Origin of the sequence: Shewanella sp. (assembly GCF_013214165.1) — a bacterium.
Taxonomy (GTDB): Bacteria; Pseudomonadota; Gammaproteobacteria; order Enterobacterales; family Shewanellaceae; genus Shewanella.
In genome coordinates this window covers 103,255-117,824 of record NZ_JABSSM010000004.1, presented here as the reverse complement: position 1 = coordinate 117,824, position 14,570 = coordinate 103,255, and the positions used below count along the sequence as shown (strand labels likewise).

Sequence of the window (14,570 nt, the reverse complement as noted above, 5' to 3'; positions counted from 1 at the left end):
GTGATATCACATCTTTAACCATTTTCTTTATCGAGACCTATGAGCATAAACGTCGAACAAGCCATCATACATGCCATTATTCAAGACAGTGACGGGAAATTAAGCTGTCGATTGCGTCCCCAACCTTTATTGAATGGCGAAGCCGTTGAAACCATGTTGGATGAGTTACATCAAACATACACCACAAAGGCGGGTAAAGGTTTTGGACATTTCGGTATCTCAGGTGAAGATGGAGAGGCTAATCCTAAGTTTATGCAGGCGTTAACCGAGTACCGAGATGGTCAACTTGGCTTCGTCGAATTTTCTGGCTTAGCGGGTAAGTTATTGCAAGAAGAGTTGTCCAAGTACGATTTCAGTCAAGGTGGTTACTTACTTTTGGCTTGCTATACCCATATGACCAGTGACTACCTGTATGTTTCTTTGCTCAATGCTAAGCCATCGATGACTGTGCTCGATGATATGGAACTATCACAAAATACCCATTTAGATCTTAAAGATGTACAGCTGGCGGCGCGAATCGATCTGACCGAATGGCAGGCGGATGAAGGTTCACGTAAATATATCTCATTTATTCGCGGACGTGCGGGCAGAAAAATTGCCGACTTCTTCCTCGATTTTATGGGCTGTGTAGAAGGCGTTAACACTAAGGCGCAAAACAAGCAGTTGATGAATGCCGTCGAAGATTTCGTTTCCAGCAGCGAACTGACCAAAGATGAGCGTCAGCAGTGCCGTGAGAAGGTTTTCGATTATTGTACCGAGCGCTGTGATGTTGGTGCAGATATCGAAATTAAAGATCTTGCCGATGAACTCGCCGATAGTGGCATGGAATCTTTCTATGATTTTGCCAAGGGCGGAGACTATGAGCTCGAAGATGAGTTTCCAGGTGATAAACCGACCCTACGTCAACTGAAGAAATTTTCCGGTACTGGCGGTGGCGTGACGCTTAGCTTCGATGGGGCACACCTTGGTGAGCGGGTCATGTATGATCCCATCTCAGACACCATATTGATAAAAGGCGTGCCAGCAAACTTGAAGGATCAGTTAGATAGACGTCTAAAGGGCGGCCAGTAGTCAGTCATCCTTGAGGTTTTAGCTTTAAATCAAAAAGGCGCTATTAAGCGCCTTTTTTGTTGGCCGAAGATAAAACTGATACGCCAGTCGGCGGGGGCTGGGCATCCTGTTTGGCGATATATTTTTGACAAGGTGTAAAGTTAATTATCAGGTTTATACTGATGACAAATCAAGCATACTCGCCAAGTTTACAATTAGGCGCAATAAACGGGTCGAAAATTAGTGTTATCACATGTAAACTTGCTTAAACCTCAAAGATAAAGCCAATTTGTCTTGAGACACTATTTCAGTCCTTTGGCCATTGCCGAATGGACGTTAAAAAGGTGGACTGTTTTTCCATCTAGGAGCGTAAATGCAACTTTTTGTAAGAGATTTAACCGTAATCGATTTTTCCTACTTGTGTCCAATTCGCGGCATGGTGGGGGAAAGCTGGATAGTTGATGTTCTGCTCGACGGCGGCTTAGATGAGCAAAATATGGTGTTAGACTTTTCGAAAGTTAAGCGCACCATCAAAAATACCATTGATGAAGTCGCCGATCACCGTTTACTCATCCCCACCGCTTGCAGTGAAGTGCGCTGGCAACAGCAAGGCGATAAAGTTTGGATGGATTTTAGCAGCCTGCAGGGCAATATTCATCTCGCATGCCCGTCTCAGGCTTTTGCCTTGATCCCCAGTGAAATTATCGACTTCGATAGCGTCAATGCCTTCTTACTGAAAGCATTGAGAGCCGTGTTGCCGGATAATGTCGAAGGTATAGCGCTGACACTGCGTAATGAGATGCACGAAGCCCCATTTTATCATTACACCCATGGCCTTAAAAAGCACGATGGTAACTGTCAGCGCATTGCTCATGGTCATCGTAGCCCAATCAATATCTTCGAAAACGGTATTGCGGCGCCGAAGTGGGATGAATATTGGGCTAAACGTTGGAAAGACATCTATCTAGGTACCGAAGAAGATGTGGTTAATTTGAATGAGTTAAGCCTTTCTCCTCAGGCAAGGGTGAGCGAAGAGACTCATTATGGCTTTTGTTATCAGGCACCTCAGGGGGAGTTCCAACTCGCCATGCCAAAGTCTCATTGTGAGATCATTCCACATGACACTACGGTAGAGCTGCTGGCAGAGTTTATTGCTAATACCCTGGTTGAGAAAGCGCCTAAGAGTGAATTTAAAGTGATCGCCTATGAAGGGGTTGGTAAAGGGGCCATCTCAGTAAAAGGCAACTTATGTCTCTGATGCGAGTGCCTGGATATTAATGTTCACGACTAGCCGAGACCAAGCACATATGACTGGAAATCTAATGACTCTACTCCCGAAGATGGTCACACTTTTGGCTGGATTAACACTCCTATTTACCGTTAATGCAGGCGCGCAAATTCAGTTAATGGGTAAGATGGAACAGGGCGCCCTGATCCGAGCTACGGTCGAGCCAGGTACTCAAGTATATCTCAACGGTAAAACGCTCAAGGTGACCCCAGAAGGCGCCTTCGTATTTGGTTTTTCCCGCAAGGCCGAACTAAAGCAAGAGTTAAAACTTGTTTATCCTGATGGCTTGACTCAGATTAAACCACTGAGCATTAAGGCGAAAGAATACAAGATAGACAGGGTGAACGGGATCAGTAAAAAGATCATGAAGCCAGATCCTAAAGCACAGGAGCGTTCCGCCAAAGACAGCAGACAAGTCAAAGCCGCACGAAGTCAGTTTTCTGAGTTAAAGTCCTTCACTCAAGATTTCATCTGGCCGCTGACGGGGCGTATCTCAGGCGTGTACGGCAGTCAGCGTGTTTATAACGGTAAGCCGGGAAATCCTCATTATGGCGTCGATGTCGCCGCGAAAACCGGCACTGTCGTCGTCGCCCCTGCCGATGGTGTCATCAGTTTATCTGTCGCGGATATGTTTTATTCCGGCGGCACGATTATTCTCGACCATGGCTATGGCGTCAGTTCCAGCTTTCTGCATTTGAGCAAGCTGTATGTCGAAGATGGCGAGGTCATCAAGCAGGGCCAAGCTATCGCCGAAGTCGGTGCAACGGGCAGGGTAACAGGCCCACACTTAGACTGGCGTGTTAACTGGTATCAGATGCGTCTCGATCCTGTGACCATAGTACCGAATATGGCTGAAGTGCTTAAGCAGTAATCTAACCCGGCTTTTCACGTCTTATACTCTGGGTTGCGATAATGGCTATCGTCACGATAAAACAGAAGCTTGGGCCTCACATTAGCCGAACTCGTTTGAAATGTGGGGTTATTCTCCATACAAGCCTTTGAATTAAACCTCCACCAGGCTAGCATGTTATTTTCTGAGCCAGCGCCAGAACATGATCCACTCTTTCGCAGGCGCGTTGTTAGAGGTAAATGGAGTGGACGATACCGTCTGGCAGTTGGTTATAGTTATGTTTGCATTAGGAGTTATTTTCTGTCCTTTTTCCGCAAAAAAAATCCATGGAATGCCGCATCTCGTCAACTTAAAACTGGCGTGCCTAGTGAGTAACAGACTCAATTCTTAATGGTTGCCCTGGCTGGTGTTGGGACCACACAGTCGACCCGGTATTTAGCCTGTACCGAACCTGCTGGCTTAGGTGCCAGTATTTCCAGTCGGTACCAGCCCAAGATAGGGTTGTTCGGGTTTCCTTCTTATCGAATTTTAAGTTGAATGTTGACGATACTCTGCTGCCATGGCTCACGTAACGGTATATCACCGTTCCGGCGAAGTTTGTGGTTATGCTACCGATAAATTTTATTGTCGTCGGGCAGCTGCCCTTGTAAGTATTCGGACTCGCCTTGAAGTTGACCGTGTTAATCAGGGACAGGATTTTGGCAGGAATGGCTTGTGGTTTAGGCGTAGGTATTTTCTTTTCGGCCAAAGCCGATGCTAGGCAAGCTATTTTGCTGTTAACCTGGGTGATCTTGGATGCAGTATCGGTAAAGCCCAGGCCGATGGACTTGCAGGTTAAATGATAACCAAGGGTAAATGCCGCAGGGTAGTTAACACTGAAGCCCTCTGCCAACAGCAGATACTTACTCAGCTCAGGTTGTTCAGATAAACGTTTGGTCAACTCGTTGTTACAGATCTTGATAGGATTTAGGCTCTGTCCCGCATCGAAGCGATTAAGTTGATCTTGAATCTGGTGATCTTAGTCTTGTCGACCACATTCCACTTCTCCCCCGAGGTCGAGTCGACGTTGACCCGCGGCGCATTGCCAAAGCCATCGGGGGCCGATATCTTGAATTTTTTGACCGTATTTGCCTGAGTAGTCGCAGTGGCTGTGTGTAAAGTATAGTCGTAGCTGCCAAAGTGTGGCTATTGATGGCTATTGATGGCTAGTTAGTGCTAGGAGGTAAGTTGTATTTGCAGCTGTCTGAAACTACTGATGTTGGCTGTCTGACATATGCAGAGGAAACTGCTATACAACAGATAAGTCAGCCGAATTTGGCTGACTCTTGGCTTGTTTTGCTTAGGTTCAGACTATAACCAATCATTATTCGCTGCTTAAAATACGTTAGGGCCCTATAAATTCGAGAAAACCACCAGTATAGAGTATCCTATTGGTCATCAAATTTATTGTTGCTGTTTATGACCATTAGCGTAAAAAATTTACCCGTCTCCGAAGTGACATGTGCAAACTGTCAAGCATGCTGTTGCAGTTCAGAAGTCATTATTATTTCCGATACAGGTGTTCCTGATCAGCATATTTATGTTGATGTATATGGGAATGAATCTATGTTGCGATTAGATGATGGCTGGTGTTCAGCTTTAGATCGAGATACATTACTGTGCTCTATTTATGAAAATCGACCTTGGGTTTGTCGCGAGTTTGGCATGGGATCAAATGAATGTATAGATGAACGAATAGAGAAAATGTAGTGCTCTATTAATTTTACAACTGTTAATTTTAACCCATAACTAATATGAATAGGCCGCTCGCAGCCGCGACCTATACCGAGTGATTTAACCTTCCTCAGTCGTTGTTTTTTTTAGCTTGTTGCCATTTTTATTATACTTCCGACAGCGTATTTTCCCCACTCTCTTCAAAGGACTAATTTCACGGCTAGCCCCTAAGGTGGAACAAATAATGGGTGTTAATAAATGGCCATAAGCTTAAAAACAGATCATCGACCTACGCGAGATAAACTCCTGAAGCAGGCTTAGATCACAATAGGAGATGTATGTTCCGCATAAGATAATACCAAGAAGAAGATAGCGATGATTTGTGGGCGTTGTTTTATAACACGGTTCGTTTGGTCAATATCAAGGACTATTCTGAGTCACAAGTTGACGCGTGGGCATCAAAAGGCATAAAGCGTTCTGATTGGTGTTCTGTATTGGCAAAAAATAAACCGTTTCTAGCGATTGCTGATGGAAAAGGCTTATTAGCAAAAATCTAACCCACTTAGTGCCAAAGTGAGCTAGGGGGGCTGTGACCTTTTTTGACTTTAATGCCTAAGTTATGCCTGCTGCAATGGTTGTGGAAGGCTCTTAAGCCTCTCACATTGATATTTAAAATAGTCCAATTTATTGGCGTTCAGACTCGATAACGGCCTTGATGCCGTGGGGATGTATCTTTATACAGATATCATCTTTCTTGAAGGCGATGGTAGGATTAGTCAGGCGTTCATGCTCTCCCTGAGGTGAGCTCATCTTGACCTTTATCTCAGATTTTCCGGATAATACAGCTGCAAGTTGCGGCGCCATCTCTAATAGCTGCAGTTTCAGTTCATCACAAGTTGTGGCCGTGCAAGCTAATACCAGTTCGATATGTTCCCAGCCTTCGACTGGATACTGCTTGTGACTCGGATAAGGAAGCTCTACGCAATCAATCTTCATCTGCCCCATGATAAGTGGCGTATTAAGCTCAAAAATTAAGATTGGTCGGCCATTGATCATGTTGTTGGAAATGATTTGTCCCTGGCGTTGGAAATACACACTCAGCGTCTCGGCTGCCTCAATAGAATTGACTCTTAAGGCGGCGTGGTCGCAGGTTAGCTTGAGATGCTCTAGCCCAAGTTCTTGCAGGAAAACCGTTATTCTGTCGCAGAAAATTGGCCAGGTATCGGTTAATACCCGCTCTGATATGGCGTTTGTCATGCTTAGTGATGATCCCAATAGCAATGTAGGTTAAGGCAAGATCTCGATGGGCGTACCTTCGTCTATGGCGTGCCACAACTCATCCATTTGCGGGTTAGTGATGGCGATACAGCCATCGGTCCAATTGTACTGCTGCGCTTCTTCGGCGCTAAGAGAAGACCTCGGGTTTTGGCCGTGGATCATTATCTGGCCGCCGGGTTGAATACCTAAGGCACTGGCACGTAATTGATCTTCTTCGTTAGGGTAGGAGATATGTATGGCTCGGTAGTAGGCACTGTCGGATTTCTTATAGTCTAAGGTATAACGCCCTTCAGGAGTCCTCTGATCCCCCTCTTGGATCTTATGGCCTAGGGGCCTGTCTCCCAGAGCGATGTGATAGCGCCGTAATACTTCTCCGCCACGCATCAAGGCCATGGTCGAAGTCGACTTGGTCACTACGACCAGATCTATCTTGCCTATGTTCACAACCGTTGAGCTCGATAATGAGTTTTGCATCGAAGATACAGCCGAGACCGGCAAAGACAGGCCTGCAAAAAGTGTCAATATCGCTACAGAAAAAAATAGGCGCATCGGAAAATAACAGCTCATCAATTATTGAATATAGTGGGCTTATAATACCTTAATCTGCCAATAAGCACAGGACTTGAGGTATCTGTTTGGTATTGTGAAAAAGAAGTGGCAAAATACTCAGCTTGTTAAGGTTTAAGTATAATCGCGATTGAGGCAGAGAAAAGCTCGCCGTTATCAATACCTGCATATCCAAACTAAACAGATCGAGGAAAATCAGTTTACATGTATCAAGAGAAATCATCAGATAATGGCAGTTCGATACGCCATCTACTTCGTCGGATCATATTCGGAACCGATACTAAACTGGGACGCTATTTTGACATTGCCTTAATAGTCTGCATCATTCTCAGTGTTGCCCTGGTATTTCTGGATACTGTTGCCAGCATTCATGAGCGGTATGGCGAGATCATCAATATCCTGGAGTGGGGTTTTACCATTATCTTCACTCTCGAATATCTGTTGAGGCTCTATTGCTCCGCTCATCCGCTGCGCTATGCGCGAAGTTTCTACGGCGTGGTGGACTTGCTCTCTGTGATGCCTAGTTATCTGGCAATATTTTTCCCAGGGGCCAGTTTTACACTGGTTATCAGAATATTAAGGCTGTTTAGAATATTCCGTGTTCTTAAATTGTTACGATATCTTAGCGAAGGCAATGTTTTGCTCCGGGCTATGCTACAGTCTGGACGTAAAGTCTTTATCTTCTTTTTCTCCGTTAGTCTGATAGTCATGGTGCTTAGTGCCGTGATGTATGTGGTCGAGGGGCCCGAGAATGGGTTTACGTCGATCCCTAAGTCTATCTACTGGACGATTGTGACCATTACCACAGTGGGCTATGGCGATATTACCCCAGGGACCAACTTAGGACAGGCGATTGCAGCCCTGACCATGTTGCTCGGTTATTCCATCATAGCGATCCCTACCGGAATATTAACCGCCGAAATATCACAAGAGATAAGTCGCAGTAAAGATCTGCGCCGTTGCAGTAATTGCCTGAAGAATGGTCATGAGAATGACGCGCTATTTTGTGACCACTGCGGTGGAGAGCTAGAAAGGGAACTGTAGTCTTAATGAGAATGACGATGCTAATGATGTGATCATTGCGGTGGAGAGCTAGAAAGGGAGCTTTAACAGTCTTATTTTTGTCATGAGAATGACGAATTCAATGATGTGACAACTGCGGTGGAGAGCTAGAAAGAGAGCTTTAATTTCCTTATTTGTAACCATGTTGAAAGATGCTAAATCCAGTTAATTAAATACCAGTAAGACACAATCAAGGATAGAAATGACCACAGCTAAATTTGTTCAAGGCTCAATCATGCGTCACATTCTGGTGATGAGTTCCACCGCTGCTGTGGGGATTTCGGCACTGTTTGTGGTCGACTTGATCGATATATTCTTCTTAAGTCTGCTGGGTGAGTTGGAACTCGCCGCTGCTGTGGGGTACGCGGGCACCATTTCATTCTTCACCACATCAATCGGAATAGGGCTCTCCATCGCACTTGGGGCATTAGTATCACGCTCCATAGGCGCGAAACAATTGGATGTCGCCAAGCGATTATTGCTAAATAGCGCCATTGTCACCCTGATAATATCGCTGATCGTATCTGCCGTGGTGACCTTCTTTATTCCTGAACTTTTGGCCCTGGTTGGAGCTAAGGGCCATACCGCCGAGCTTGCCGCCGATTACTTGTATATCTTGGTGCCTTCAATGCCTTTTATCAGTTTGGCCATGGCACTGGGAGCGGCGCTAAGGGCCGTTGGAGACGCCAAGTTGTCCATGATATCTACCTTAGTCGGCGGTGGTGTCAATCTGGTGTTAGACCCCATTTTTATCTTCGCCATGAGCATGGGGATCGAGGGCGCAGCTGTGGCATCTGTGCTGGCAAGGTTGGCGGTCATGTTGGTGGCTGCACGGGGCGTTATCGTTAAGCACCAACTCTTTGGCCAGTTTGAATTGAATAGTTTCATCGCCGATTTAAAGCCTATTTTTGCTATTGCCGGGCCCGCCATGATGACCAACGTCGCGACGCCAATTGGTAATGCCGTCGTCACCCGAGCCATCGCCGATTTCGGTGATGGTTATGTGGCGGGATGGGCCGTATTAGGCCGTATTATTCCTGTGTCATTCGGGATGATATTCGCGCTGTCTGGTGCGGTTGGTCCAATTATCGGTCAGAATTTTGGTGCTCATGAGTTTGAGCGAGTACAGGAGAGTCTTACCAAGGCGCTGCAATTTTGCGTACTTTATGTGGTCAGTGTTGCCGTGATACTCATGCTGCTTCAAGAGCAGATAATCTCAGTTTTCGGCATGCAGGGGGAAAGTGCGGAGCTTATTCGTTTCTTCTGTACTTATATTGCGGTATTTTTTGTGTTCTCCGGGGCTCTTTTTGTGGCGAATGCTTCGTTTAACAATCTGGGTAAGGCTAAATACTCAACCTTCTTAAATGTGGGTAAGGCCACGGTAGGCACCATACCTTTCGTCTATTTTGGCGCTAAGTGGGGAGGGGTCGAAGGGGTATTGATTGGACAGGTTATTGGGAGTGTCATTTTCGGTATCTTGGGTGTGATCACCGCCTATGTCCTGGTTGATAAAGTGAAGCTGACTCGCCTCAGCGATACAGGACTCGGCAGTCAAACATCAGCGAAGGGCATAGACCCGTTAGATGAAGAACTACTCCCGAGTAGTCCCAATCCTCTGTCATCATCATGTGCTCAGATGGCACAGATTAATGAAGAGCAAGACTGCGAGGCGAGTAATCAAGTGACTGAGGTACTAAAAGTATCAGGTCATAAAGAAAATTAGATTGGGTGACTAAAGCTTAAGTCGGACTGGCTTTAGGTTCTGCAAGTTAGCCTGCTAAAATAGCCTGTTAATCTATAGACAAGAAAAAGGGAACATGGCTCCCTTTTTGATGAATTCGTTAAATATTTTGAGTGAATACCGCTTATTTATTTTGGGTTTCTGCACCGTCATTCTGTTCTACGGTGGTTTTCAATGCGGCTTCAGCTTCCTCTTGGGCCAGCATCTTAGCTCGGTCAGACTTAGAGATATACTTCTTAACCGTAGGAGCTGTGTGCTTATTTTTACGAGCCTTGGTACGCTTTGCCGTTAGCTTGATCATCTTTTGTTTTTTATTCATGGCTCTCTACCGAACTGTTTGACTGATCTGCCACTCATATAGTGACGGATATTAACCGGACGCGGATTTTAACTTAATCTACATCACCAATCCAGTCACAGCATCAATACTTATGTTATTTGTTCAGAAAAGTCGGGCTTCTGGCCAACTCATGGTGCTCGAAGCCATTTATTTCTATGATGCTAAACCTTGAAGTCTCACGGTTTAAATGAGCTGACTCGACGCTAAGAGGAAAACTTGTCTCTATCTGCTTGGGTCGCGCCCTCGTTACACTCGCCGCGAATTTCGCCGCGATCAACTTCGATAAGCCGACTTAATTCCATATAGCCCTCACGACAATAGCCCGTCATGTCTAATGTCTTAGATAAGCCGAGTTCTATCTGCTGGGTCCAATCAGTGAGATCGACTTCAAAGCGTCCAGAGCGAGAACGGTTACTCCGTTTGGCCTGCTCTACTCTTTGATGATGGGGCATTGGGTCGATAGAGTCACTCGAGGAGGTGAGTGTGGCGTTATATGTGAATAACTTGATACCGTTGCTGCGTATATTTGTTTTTAATCTATCTTTGACCTTGCCTTCAAAGTCACTGGGATCCGTTTTTTTTCCTGCACATCCGGCGATAACACTCAAGATAAACAAGGTTGACAGGGTGTTGATTAGGCATTTTCGCATCAGATTTATGTGTTCTTATTAGTATGATTTCTCGGCGGGAATAGCTGATTTCTTAACCCATAAACAAGGTGGAAATTAAAGCCGCAGAGCAAGCTGTTAAGGCAGGATAGCGTTATTATGCCATGATATACACTTTTTTACCTTAAGCTAGACTTGTGAACGACTGTGAGGGCAATGTGTGGGGTCATAATCTAAATGCTGCGAAATCTTGATCGGAATGTTGGGGCGAAAACTAAGGCAGTAACTCAATCTGAAATAATGTTACTGCCTAAGAGATGATGAAACCGATTGTTTATGCGAATCGGGTGTCCAGATAACTGATGATATCTGAAGATTCATACATCCAACGTGTTTCACCATTTGCTTCAATTCGTAAACAGGGCACCTTAGCCTTGCCACCTTGTTCTACTAGCGTTTGCTGGTGGTCATCTTGCTTAGCATCTAGGGTGGCAATATTCAGGCCTTGGCGACGAATGGCGCGGCGAACTTTTACGCAAAATGGACAAGCCTTGTATTGATACAGGGTCAGCAACTCAGTTTCGCTATCAATTGTTGCCTGCTCATCCGAAGGACGCTTACGTTTCTTGGGAGTGAAAATAAAATTAAGAGTAAGTATGATACGGCCTAAAAGCCAACGAACAACAAACATGAGCTACCTCTGATAAAGTCTGAAAACGGCGAGAGTGTAACTCATGTCTGCTCAATATTAAATCTTTGTTTAATCGGCACCTAATGTAAGCAGGGCTTCCTGTGCCCCGTGGTTAATGTCGATTCGGCTGTCCAGGAGGAAAATACGTGACGGCGGGACTTTATTGACCTCGATCAGGTGTGCTTTTACCGCGCGTGCGCGTGCGCTGGCTAAAGCTCCTAACATGTCATCATCGACAGCTTGTTTGTTTAGGCAGAAGTTATATAAAGCTATGTGCCATAGCGTCTGCAGTCTCTCTTGGTCTAGTTCTGCTTCTTGTGTATGTTGCCTTTCAATACTGAGTCTTAGCTCATTGGCGCTCGAGGCCATCTCAGTTTCATACAGGCTAATCAGTGCATCAGAGAGTGGCCCCTGTGTAGGGAAGTTACTGGCTGAGAGCTCATTGGGCAGAGACTCGACCTCTGTGTGACTTAACTCCGCCAGTTTATGGTACAAAATCTGCTCTTTGAGGATCCGAGCGTCACTAACTGCATCGATGGCACCCTTTATGCTCAGGGTTAATTTGGGGCGGTCGAGTAGCGCCTTAGCCAGTGTGGCCAGTTTTTCTTGTTCATCGGCTGAGATCAGCGCCAGACCCGGTTCAAACGCTATCTTATCCAGTTGCTGCTCGTCGCCGCCGAACAGGTCAGCCAGCAAGCTGAAAGGTGCGGTGACAGCTTTAGTGATCACATTGGTAAATGCCGTCATGATGATGCTGCCAAAGCTAAAACTCGGCGAGTCCAGATCGCCAGAGACATCAAGACCCAAATCTATGACTCCGTGTCTGTCCTGCAGTAGGGCGATGGCTAAAGTGACCGGCAGGCTGGTGGCCAAGCTGCTGTCACTGGGCTTGCCCAGTTGCAGTTGGTCCACCACCAGATGATTACTGCCTTTGAGCTTATTGTTCTCCACTTGATAGTTCAGTGATAGAGACATTTGCCCCTTATCGATATAGTAACCGGCATAGGTGCCGGAATAGGGGTTAACCGATGTCAGCTCAACACTGTTGAAATTGAGTGCCAGATCCAGATAGGGCATCTCCAGTAGAGGGTTGAGCTCCCCCTTGAGTGTGACCGGGGCATACTTATCTATCTTGCCCTTGATGTCCACCGAGGCGGGACGCTTAGCGGTGGATGATAGCTTGTCTATGCTGCCCTCTAATTGCTCAATGCTGGCGGCGAAGTTAGGTGTCAATGAGTTATCGGCGAAGAAGGTCGAGCCTTGATTGAATCGTATCTGGCCTATATCAATTTCGAGGGGCGCTTGGGGTTCAGCCGGTGCCTTTGCTGGCGTATTACTTGCGTGTTCAGGGGAGGCGTTAACCAGTAGGGCTTGGATATTGGTGCTCTTGTCTTCGGCAATGATGATACGTCCGTAAGGCTTGGTAAAATTTATGCTCTCTATGGATAATTTATGCTTTTCTTGATCGAAAATGAGTCGGTTGACCGACATGGACTGCCATTTTACTAAGGTCTTCTTATGCAGTGTGTCCTTGACTAATAAGTTATCGACGCCAATATCACCGGAGAAATAGAGGGTTTTATCTGAGCCAGCCGTGAGGCTACCCTTGGTATTGAGCTCACCCTGTTGCAGGTCGATATTTATGTATGGCACCAGGTAGGCCTGGATCTGATTGAGGTCAAACTTAGACAAGGTGATGTCGGCTTTCAATGTTTCTTGCTTAGCGTCCACCGAGCCCGAAGATTGAAATGTGCCCTTGTTGTTGATGGCCAGATCTAAGCGGTATTCTATAGGAGATTCAAGATCTGAGCGTATCTCGCCAGTGCTAAGGTTGAACGGGAATATTCGCCAAGGGGTATTGTCTGTTAGACGATTCTCTACCAAGTTTAGATCGTAGTCTTTAACTGTCACACTCGTAATGACTGCAGACCAGGCTGAGTCGACTTGTTTGTCCTCAGACACTTGGCCAATTTTTACGGGTACGGAAGAGGCCGTCTCTTGTTGTGCCGACTCAGGGGATGGCTCTTCGGCTGAGGTGACAACAGGCATAAATAAGGGGACGATATCCAATCCCTCAGTTGTCAGTCTAGCGTTAAGGGATAATTTCTCTGTCTCTACACTGGCAACCTTAATCTGCTTCTCGGACAAGTTGAGACTGATGCCATGTAAACTCAACAGGGGGAGTGATATCAATGGGCTTTGATCATCGACGAAGGAGATATTCTCCAACGAGAATTGGCCATCTTGGGTGAGCAACTGAGGGGCCTTACCCGGTTGGGCTAAGATTTCGAAATGGGTGTTAAAGCTAAACTGACCGCTCTCTAGACTTGCCTGGACCTCATCGGCAATGAATGACCAAAATTGTGGTAATTGAATCGCCGTGAGCTGCAGTTCGCCTATGATGCTTAATGGAGATAGCTGCAGTTTTCCCTGGGTGGCAATTTCTCCGCCTTTTTTGCCCACAAAGCGAATTGAAAATTGGTTACTGCCGTTGCCATTACTATCGAAATTTTTCAGGGTGTCGAACGCTTGCAAATGAAGAGTCATGGCGGGGTAGTGGAGGCTACTATCAGTGACCTTATCGGTGTAGAGCAGCTCTGCATTTAAGATGGACAGGTTTTTCACCTTGATATGAGGCAGGCCACTTGGAGTTTCAGCTTGCTGCTCAACTGTCTCATTGACTTCACTATTGAGCAGTTCATGGATGATGTCTGAAAAATTGAAAGTGAATGAATCTGGCTTATTGAGGCGCTCCACTAAGGCATAAGGTTTGTTCAGAGTCACATGATCGACACTGAGAGCCAGGTTGATAATAGAACGCCAGAAATCCAGCTCGAAGGTCAGTTTACCGAAGCCGATGAAGTTAGTGTTATCTTTCTCTTGTACACTAAAACCGGTAAGGGATACCTCGAGAGTGAATGGGTTGATGGAGACATCCTCAAGCATAACCGGGCGCTTGAGTATTGCCGATAATTCTTGGGGCAATTGTTTATGAGCAACGTAGGGGACCAAGAGGCCGAGTAAAGCGGTGAAAATAAGGTAGATAGTCAACAAAACAGCCAGGTATCTTTGATACTTAGGGAGGTGGCGAAATTTGACAGCCAATTGGGTGAATGGTTTTGACATTTGAGGCCTATTTACTAAGTTGTACGAAAAATATTCCAGTTAATACGTATTTTAGCGAACTTGATGGATATGTTATATAAATGTTTTAAATTATCGACCTTTCATCGAATTTGATTAACCTCGGGCTTGAAATGGGAACGCTTGGGTGACACTTTTGACCTTGCTATGATGCATTTCCCTGGGAGGCGCAGCTTGGTAACCAGAGTCGTAAATGGTGAGCCCATTGAATGTCCTTTGTTGAGTGAAAGGCGAGATA

14 protein-coding genes are annotated in these 14,570 nt (G+C 45.8%); 7 read left to right on the top strand and 7 right to left on the bottom strand.

The window, feature by feature from the left end; genetic code table 11:
* Positions 1 to 39 precede the first annotated feature (39 nt).
* From yejK to HRU42_RS02400, 3 genes are all read left to right on the top strand, one after another.
* Positions 40 to 1,071, top strand: coding sequence for a nucleoid-associated protein YejK (gene yejK / locus HRU42_RS02410; RefSeq protein WP_295028686.1), 1,032 nt, complete (start codon positions 40 to 42; stop codon positions 1,069 to 1,071).
* A gap of 352 nt (positions 1,072 to 1,423) precedes the next feature.
* Positions 1,424 to 2,308 (top strand): 6-carboxytetrahydropterin synthase, encoded by an 885-nt coding sequence (locus tag HRU42_RS02405; protein WP_295028684.1) that lies wholly within the window; start codon positions 1,424 to 1,426, stop codon positions 2,306 to 2,308.
* 64 nt (positions 2,309 to 2,372) lie between these two features.
* On the top strand, positions 2,373 to 3,209 hold the full coding sequence (locus HRU42_RS02400) for a M23 family metallopeptidase (protein ID WP_295028682.1): 837 nt from the start codon (positions 2,373 to 2,375) through the stop codon (positions 3,207 to 3,209).
* Between the two features lie 343 nt (positions 3,210 to 3,552).
* Here the strand turns inward: HRU42_RS02400 and HRU42_RS02395 are convergent, their stop codons facing one another.
* On the bottom strand, positions 3,553 to 4,128 hold the full coding sequence (locus tag HRU42_RS02395) for a hypothetical protein (protein WP_295028680.1): 576 nt from the start codon (positions 4,126 to 4,128) through the stop codon (positions 3,553 to 3,555).
* Positions 4,129 to 4,185: 57 nt separating this feature from the next.
* On the opposite strand from HRU42_RS02395, the gene HRU42_RS02390 reads away from it, so the two are divergent.
* Together HRU42_RS02390 and HRU42_RS02385 are read left to right on the top strand one after the other, a co-directional pair.
* Complete coding sequence (locus HRU42_RS02390) at positions 4,186 to 4,323, top strand: hypothetical protein (RefSeq protein ID WP_295028678.1); 138 nt, start codon at positions 4,186 to 4,188, stop codon at positions 4,321 to 4,323.
* A gap of 323 nt (positions 4,324 to 4,646) precedes the next feature.
* Positions 4,647 to 4,937 carry a YkgJ family cysteine cluster protein gene (locus HRU42_RS02385; RefSeq protein WP_295028676.1) on the top strand — a complete coding sequence of 97 codons (291 nt, stop codon included), beginning with the start codon at positions 4,647 to 4,649 and terminating at the stop codon, positions 4,935 to 4,937.
* A 648-nt stretch (positions 4,938 to 5,585) separates the two neighbouring features.
* Here the strand turns inward: HRU42_RS02385 and HRU42_RS02380 are convergent.
* Entirely contained in the window at positions 5,586 to 6,158 is a 573-nt protein-coding gene (locus HRU42_RS02380) for a VOC family protein (protein WP_295028674.1), read from the bottom strand.
* Between the two features lie 30 nt (positions 6,159 to 6,188).
* On the bottom strand, positions 6,189 to 6,653 hold the full coding sequence (locus HRU42_RS02375; RefSeq protein ID WP_295028737.1) for a L,D-transpeptidase family protein: 465 nt from the start codon (positions 6,651 to 6,653) through the stop codon (positions 6,189 to 6,191).
* Between the two features lie 297 nt (positions 6,654 to 6,950).
* Here HRU42_RS02375 and HRU42_RS02370 point away from each other — a divergent pair, with 297 nt between their 5' ends.
* Both HRU42_RS02370 and HRU42_RS02365 read left to right on the top strand, forming a co-directional pair.
* Complete coding sequence (locus HRU42_RS02370; protein ID WP_295028672.1) at positions 6,951 to 7,790, top strand: ion transporter; 840 nt, start codon at positions 6,951 to 6,953, stop codon at positions 7,788 to 7,790.
* Between the two features lie 220 nt (positions 7,791 to 8,010).
* Positions 8,011 to 9,531, top strand: coding sequence for an MATE family efflux transporter (locus tag HRU42_RS02365; protein ID WP_295028670.1), 1,521 nt, complete (start codon positions 8,011 to 8,013; stop codon positions 9,529 to 9,531).
* A 142-nt stretch (positions 9,532 to 9,673) separates the two neighbouring features.
* Here HRU42_RS02365 and HRU42_RS02360 read toward each other — a convergent pair whose 3' ends face one another.
* From HRU42_RS02360 to HRU42_RS02345, 4 genes are all read right to left on the bottom strand, one after another.
* Complete coding sequence (locus HRU42_RS02360; RefSeq protein ID WP_295028668.1) at positions 9,674 to 9,868, bottom strand: DUF2986 domain-containing protein; 195 nt, start codon at positions 9,866 to 9,868, stop codon at positions 9,674 to 9,676.
* Between the two features lie 224 nt (positions 9,869 to 10,092).
* The gene (locus HRU42_RS02355; RefSeq protein ID WP_295028666.1) at positions 10,093 to 10,539 is read right to left on the bottom strand and encodes a hypothetical protein; all 447 of its coding nucleotides are present in this window, start codon (positions 10,537 to 10,539) and stop codon (positions 10,093 to 10,095) included.
* 292 nt (positions 10,540 to 10,831) lie between these two features.
* Positions 10,832 to 11,188 (bottom strand): glutathione S-transferase N-terminal domain-containing protein, encoded by a 357-nt coding sequence (locus HRU42_RS02350; RefSeq protein WP_295028664.1) that lies wholly within the window; start codon positions 11,186 to 11,188, stop codon positions 10,832 to 10,834.
* A 69-nt stretch (positions 11,189 to 11,257) separates the two neighbouring features.
* Complete coding sequence (locus HRU42_RS02345) at positions 11,258 to 14,314, bottom strand: DUF748 domain-containing protein (protein ID WP_295028662.1); 3,057 nt, start codon at positions 14,312 to 14,314, stop codon at positions 11,258 to 11,260.
* Positions 14,315 to 14,570 lie beyond the last annotated feature (256 nt).

Coding starts and splice junctions, on each gene's coding strand:
- yejK (WP_295028686.1), top strand. CDS start 40: ATGAGCATAAACGTCGAACAAGCCATCATACATGCCATTATTCAAGAC.
- HRU42_RS02405 (WP_295028684.1), top strand. CDS start 1,424: ATGCAACTTTTTGTAAGAGATTTAACCGTAATCGATTTTTCCTACTTG.
- HRU42_RS02400 (WP_295028682.1), top strand. CDS start 2,373: ATGACTCTACTCCCGAAGATGGTCACACTTTTGGCTGGATTAACACTC.
- HRU42_RS02385 (WP_295028676.1), top strand. CDS start 4,647: ATGACCATTAGCGTAAAAAATTTACCCGTCTCCGAAGTGACATGTGCA.
- HRU42_RS02380 (WP_295028674.1), bottom strand. CDS start 6,158: ATGACAAACGCCATATCAGAGCGGGTATTAACCGATACCTGGCCAATT.
- HRU42_RS02375 (WP_295028737.1), bottom strand. CDS start 6,653: ATGCAAAACTCATTATCGAGCTCAACGGTTGTGAACATAGGCAAGATA.
- HRU42_RS02370 (WP_295028672.1), top strand. CDS start 6,951: ATGTATCAAGAGAAATCATCAGATAATGGCAGTTCGATACGCCATCTA.
- HRU42_RS02365 (WP_295028670.1), top strand. CDS start 8,011: ATGACCACAGCTAAATTTGTTCAAGGCTCAATCATGCGTCACATTCTG.
- HRU42_RS02360 (WP_295028668.1), bottom strand. CDS start 9,868: ATGAATAAAAAACAAAAGATGATCAAGCTAACGGCAAAGCGTACCAAG.
- HRU42_RS02355 (WP_295028666.1), bottom strand. CDS start 10,539: ATGCGAAAATGCCTAATCAACACCCTGTCAACCTTGTTTATCTTGAGT.
- HRU42_RS02350 (WP_295028664.1), bottom strand. CDS start 11,188: ATGTTTGTTGTTCGTTGGCTTTTAGGCCGTATCATACTTACTCTTAAT.
- HRU42_RS02345 (WP_295028662.1), bottom strand. CDS start 14,314: ATGTCAAAACCATTCACCCAATTGGCTGTCAAATTTCGCCACCTCCCT.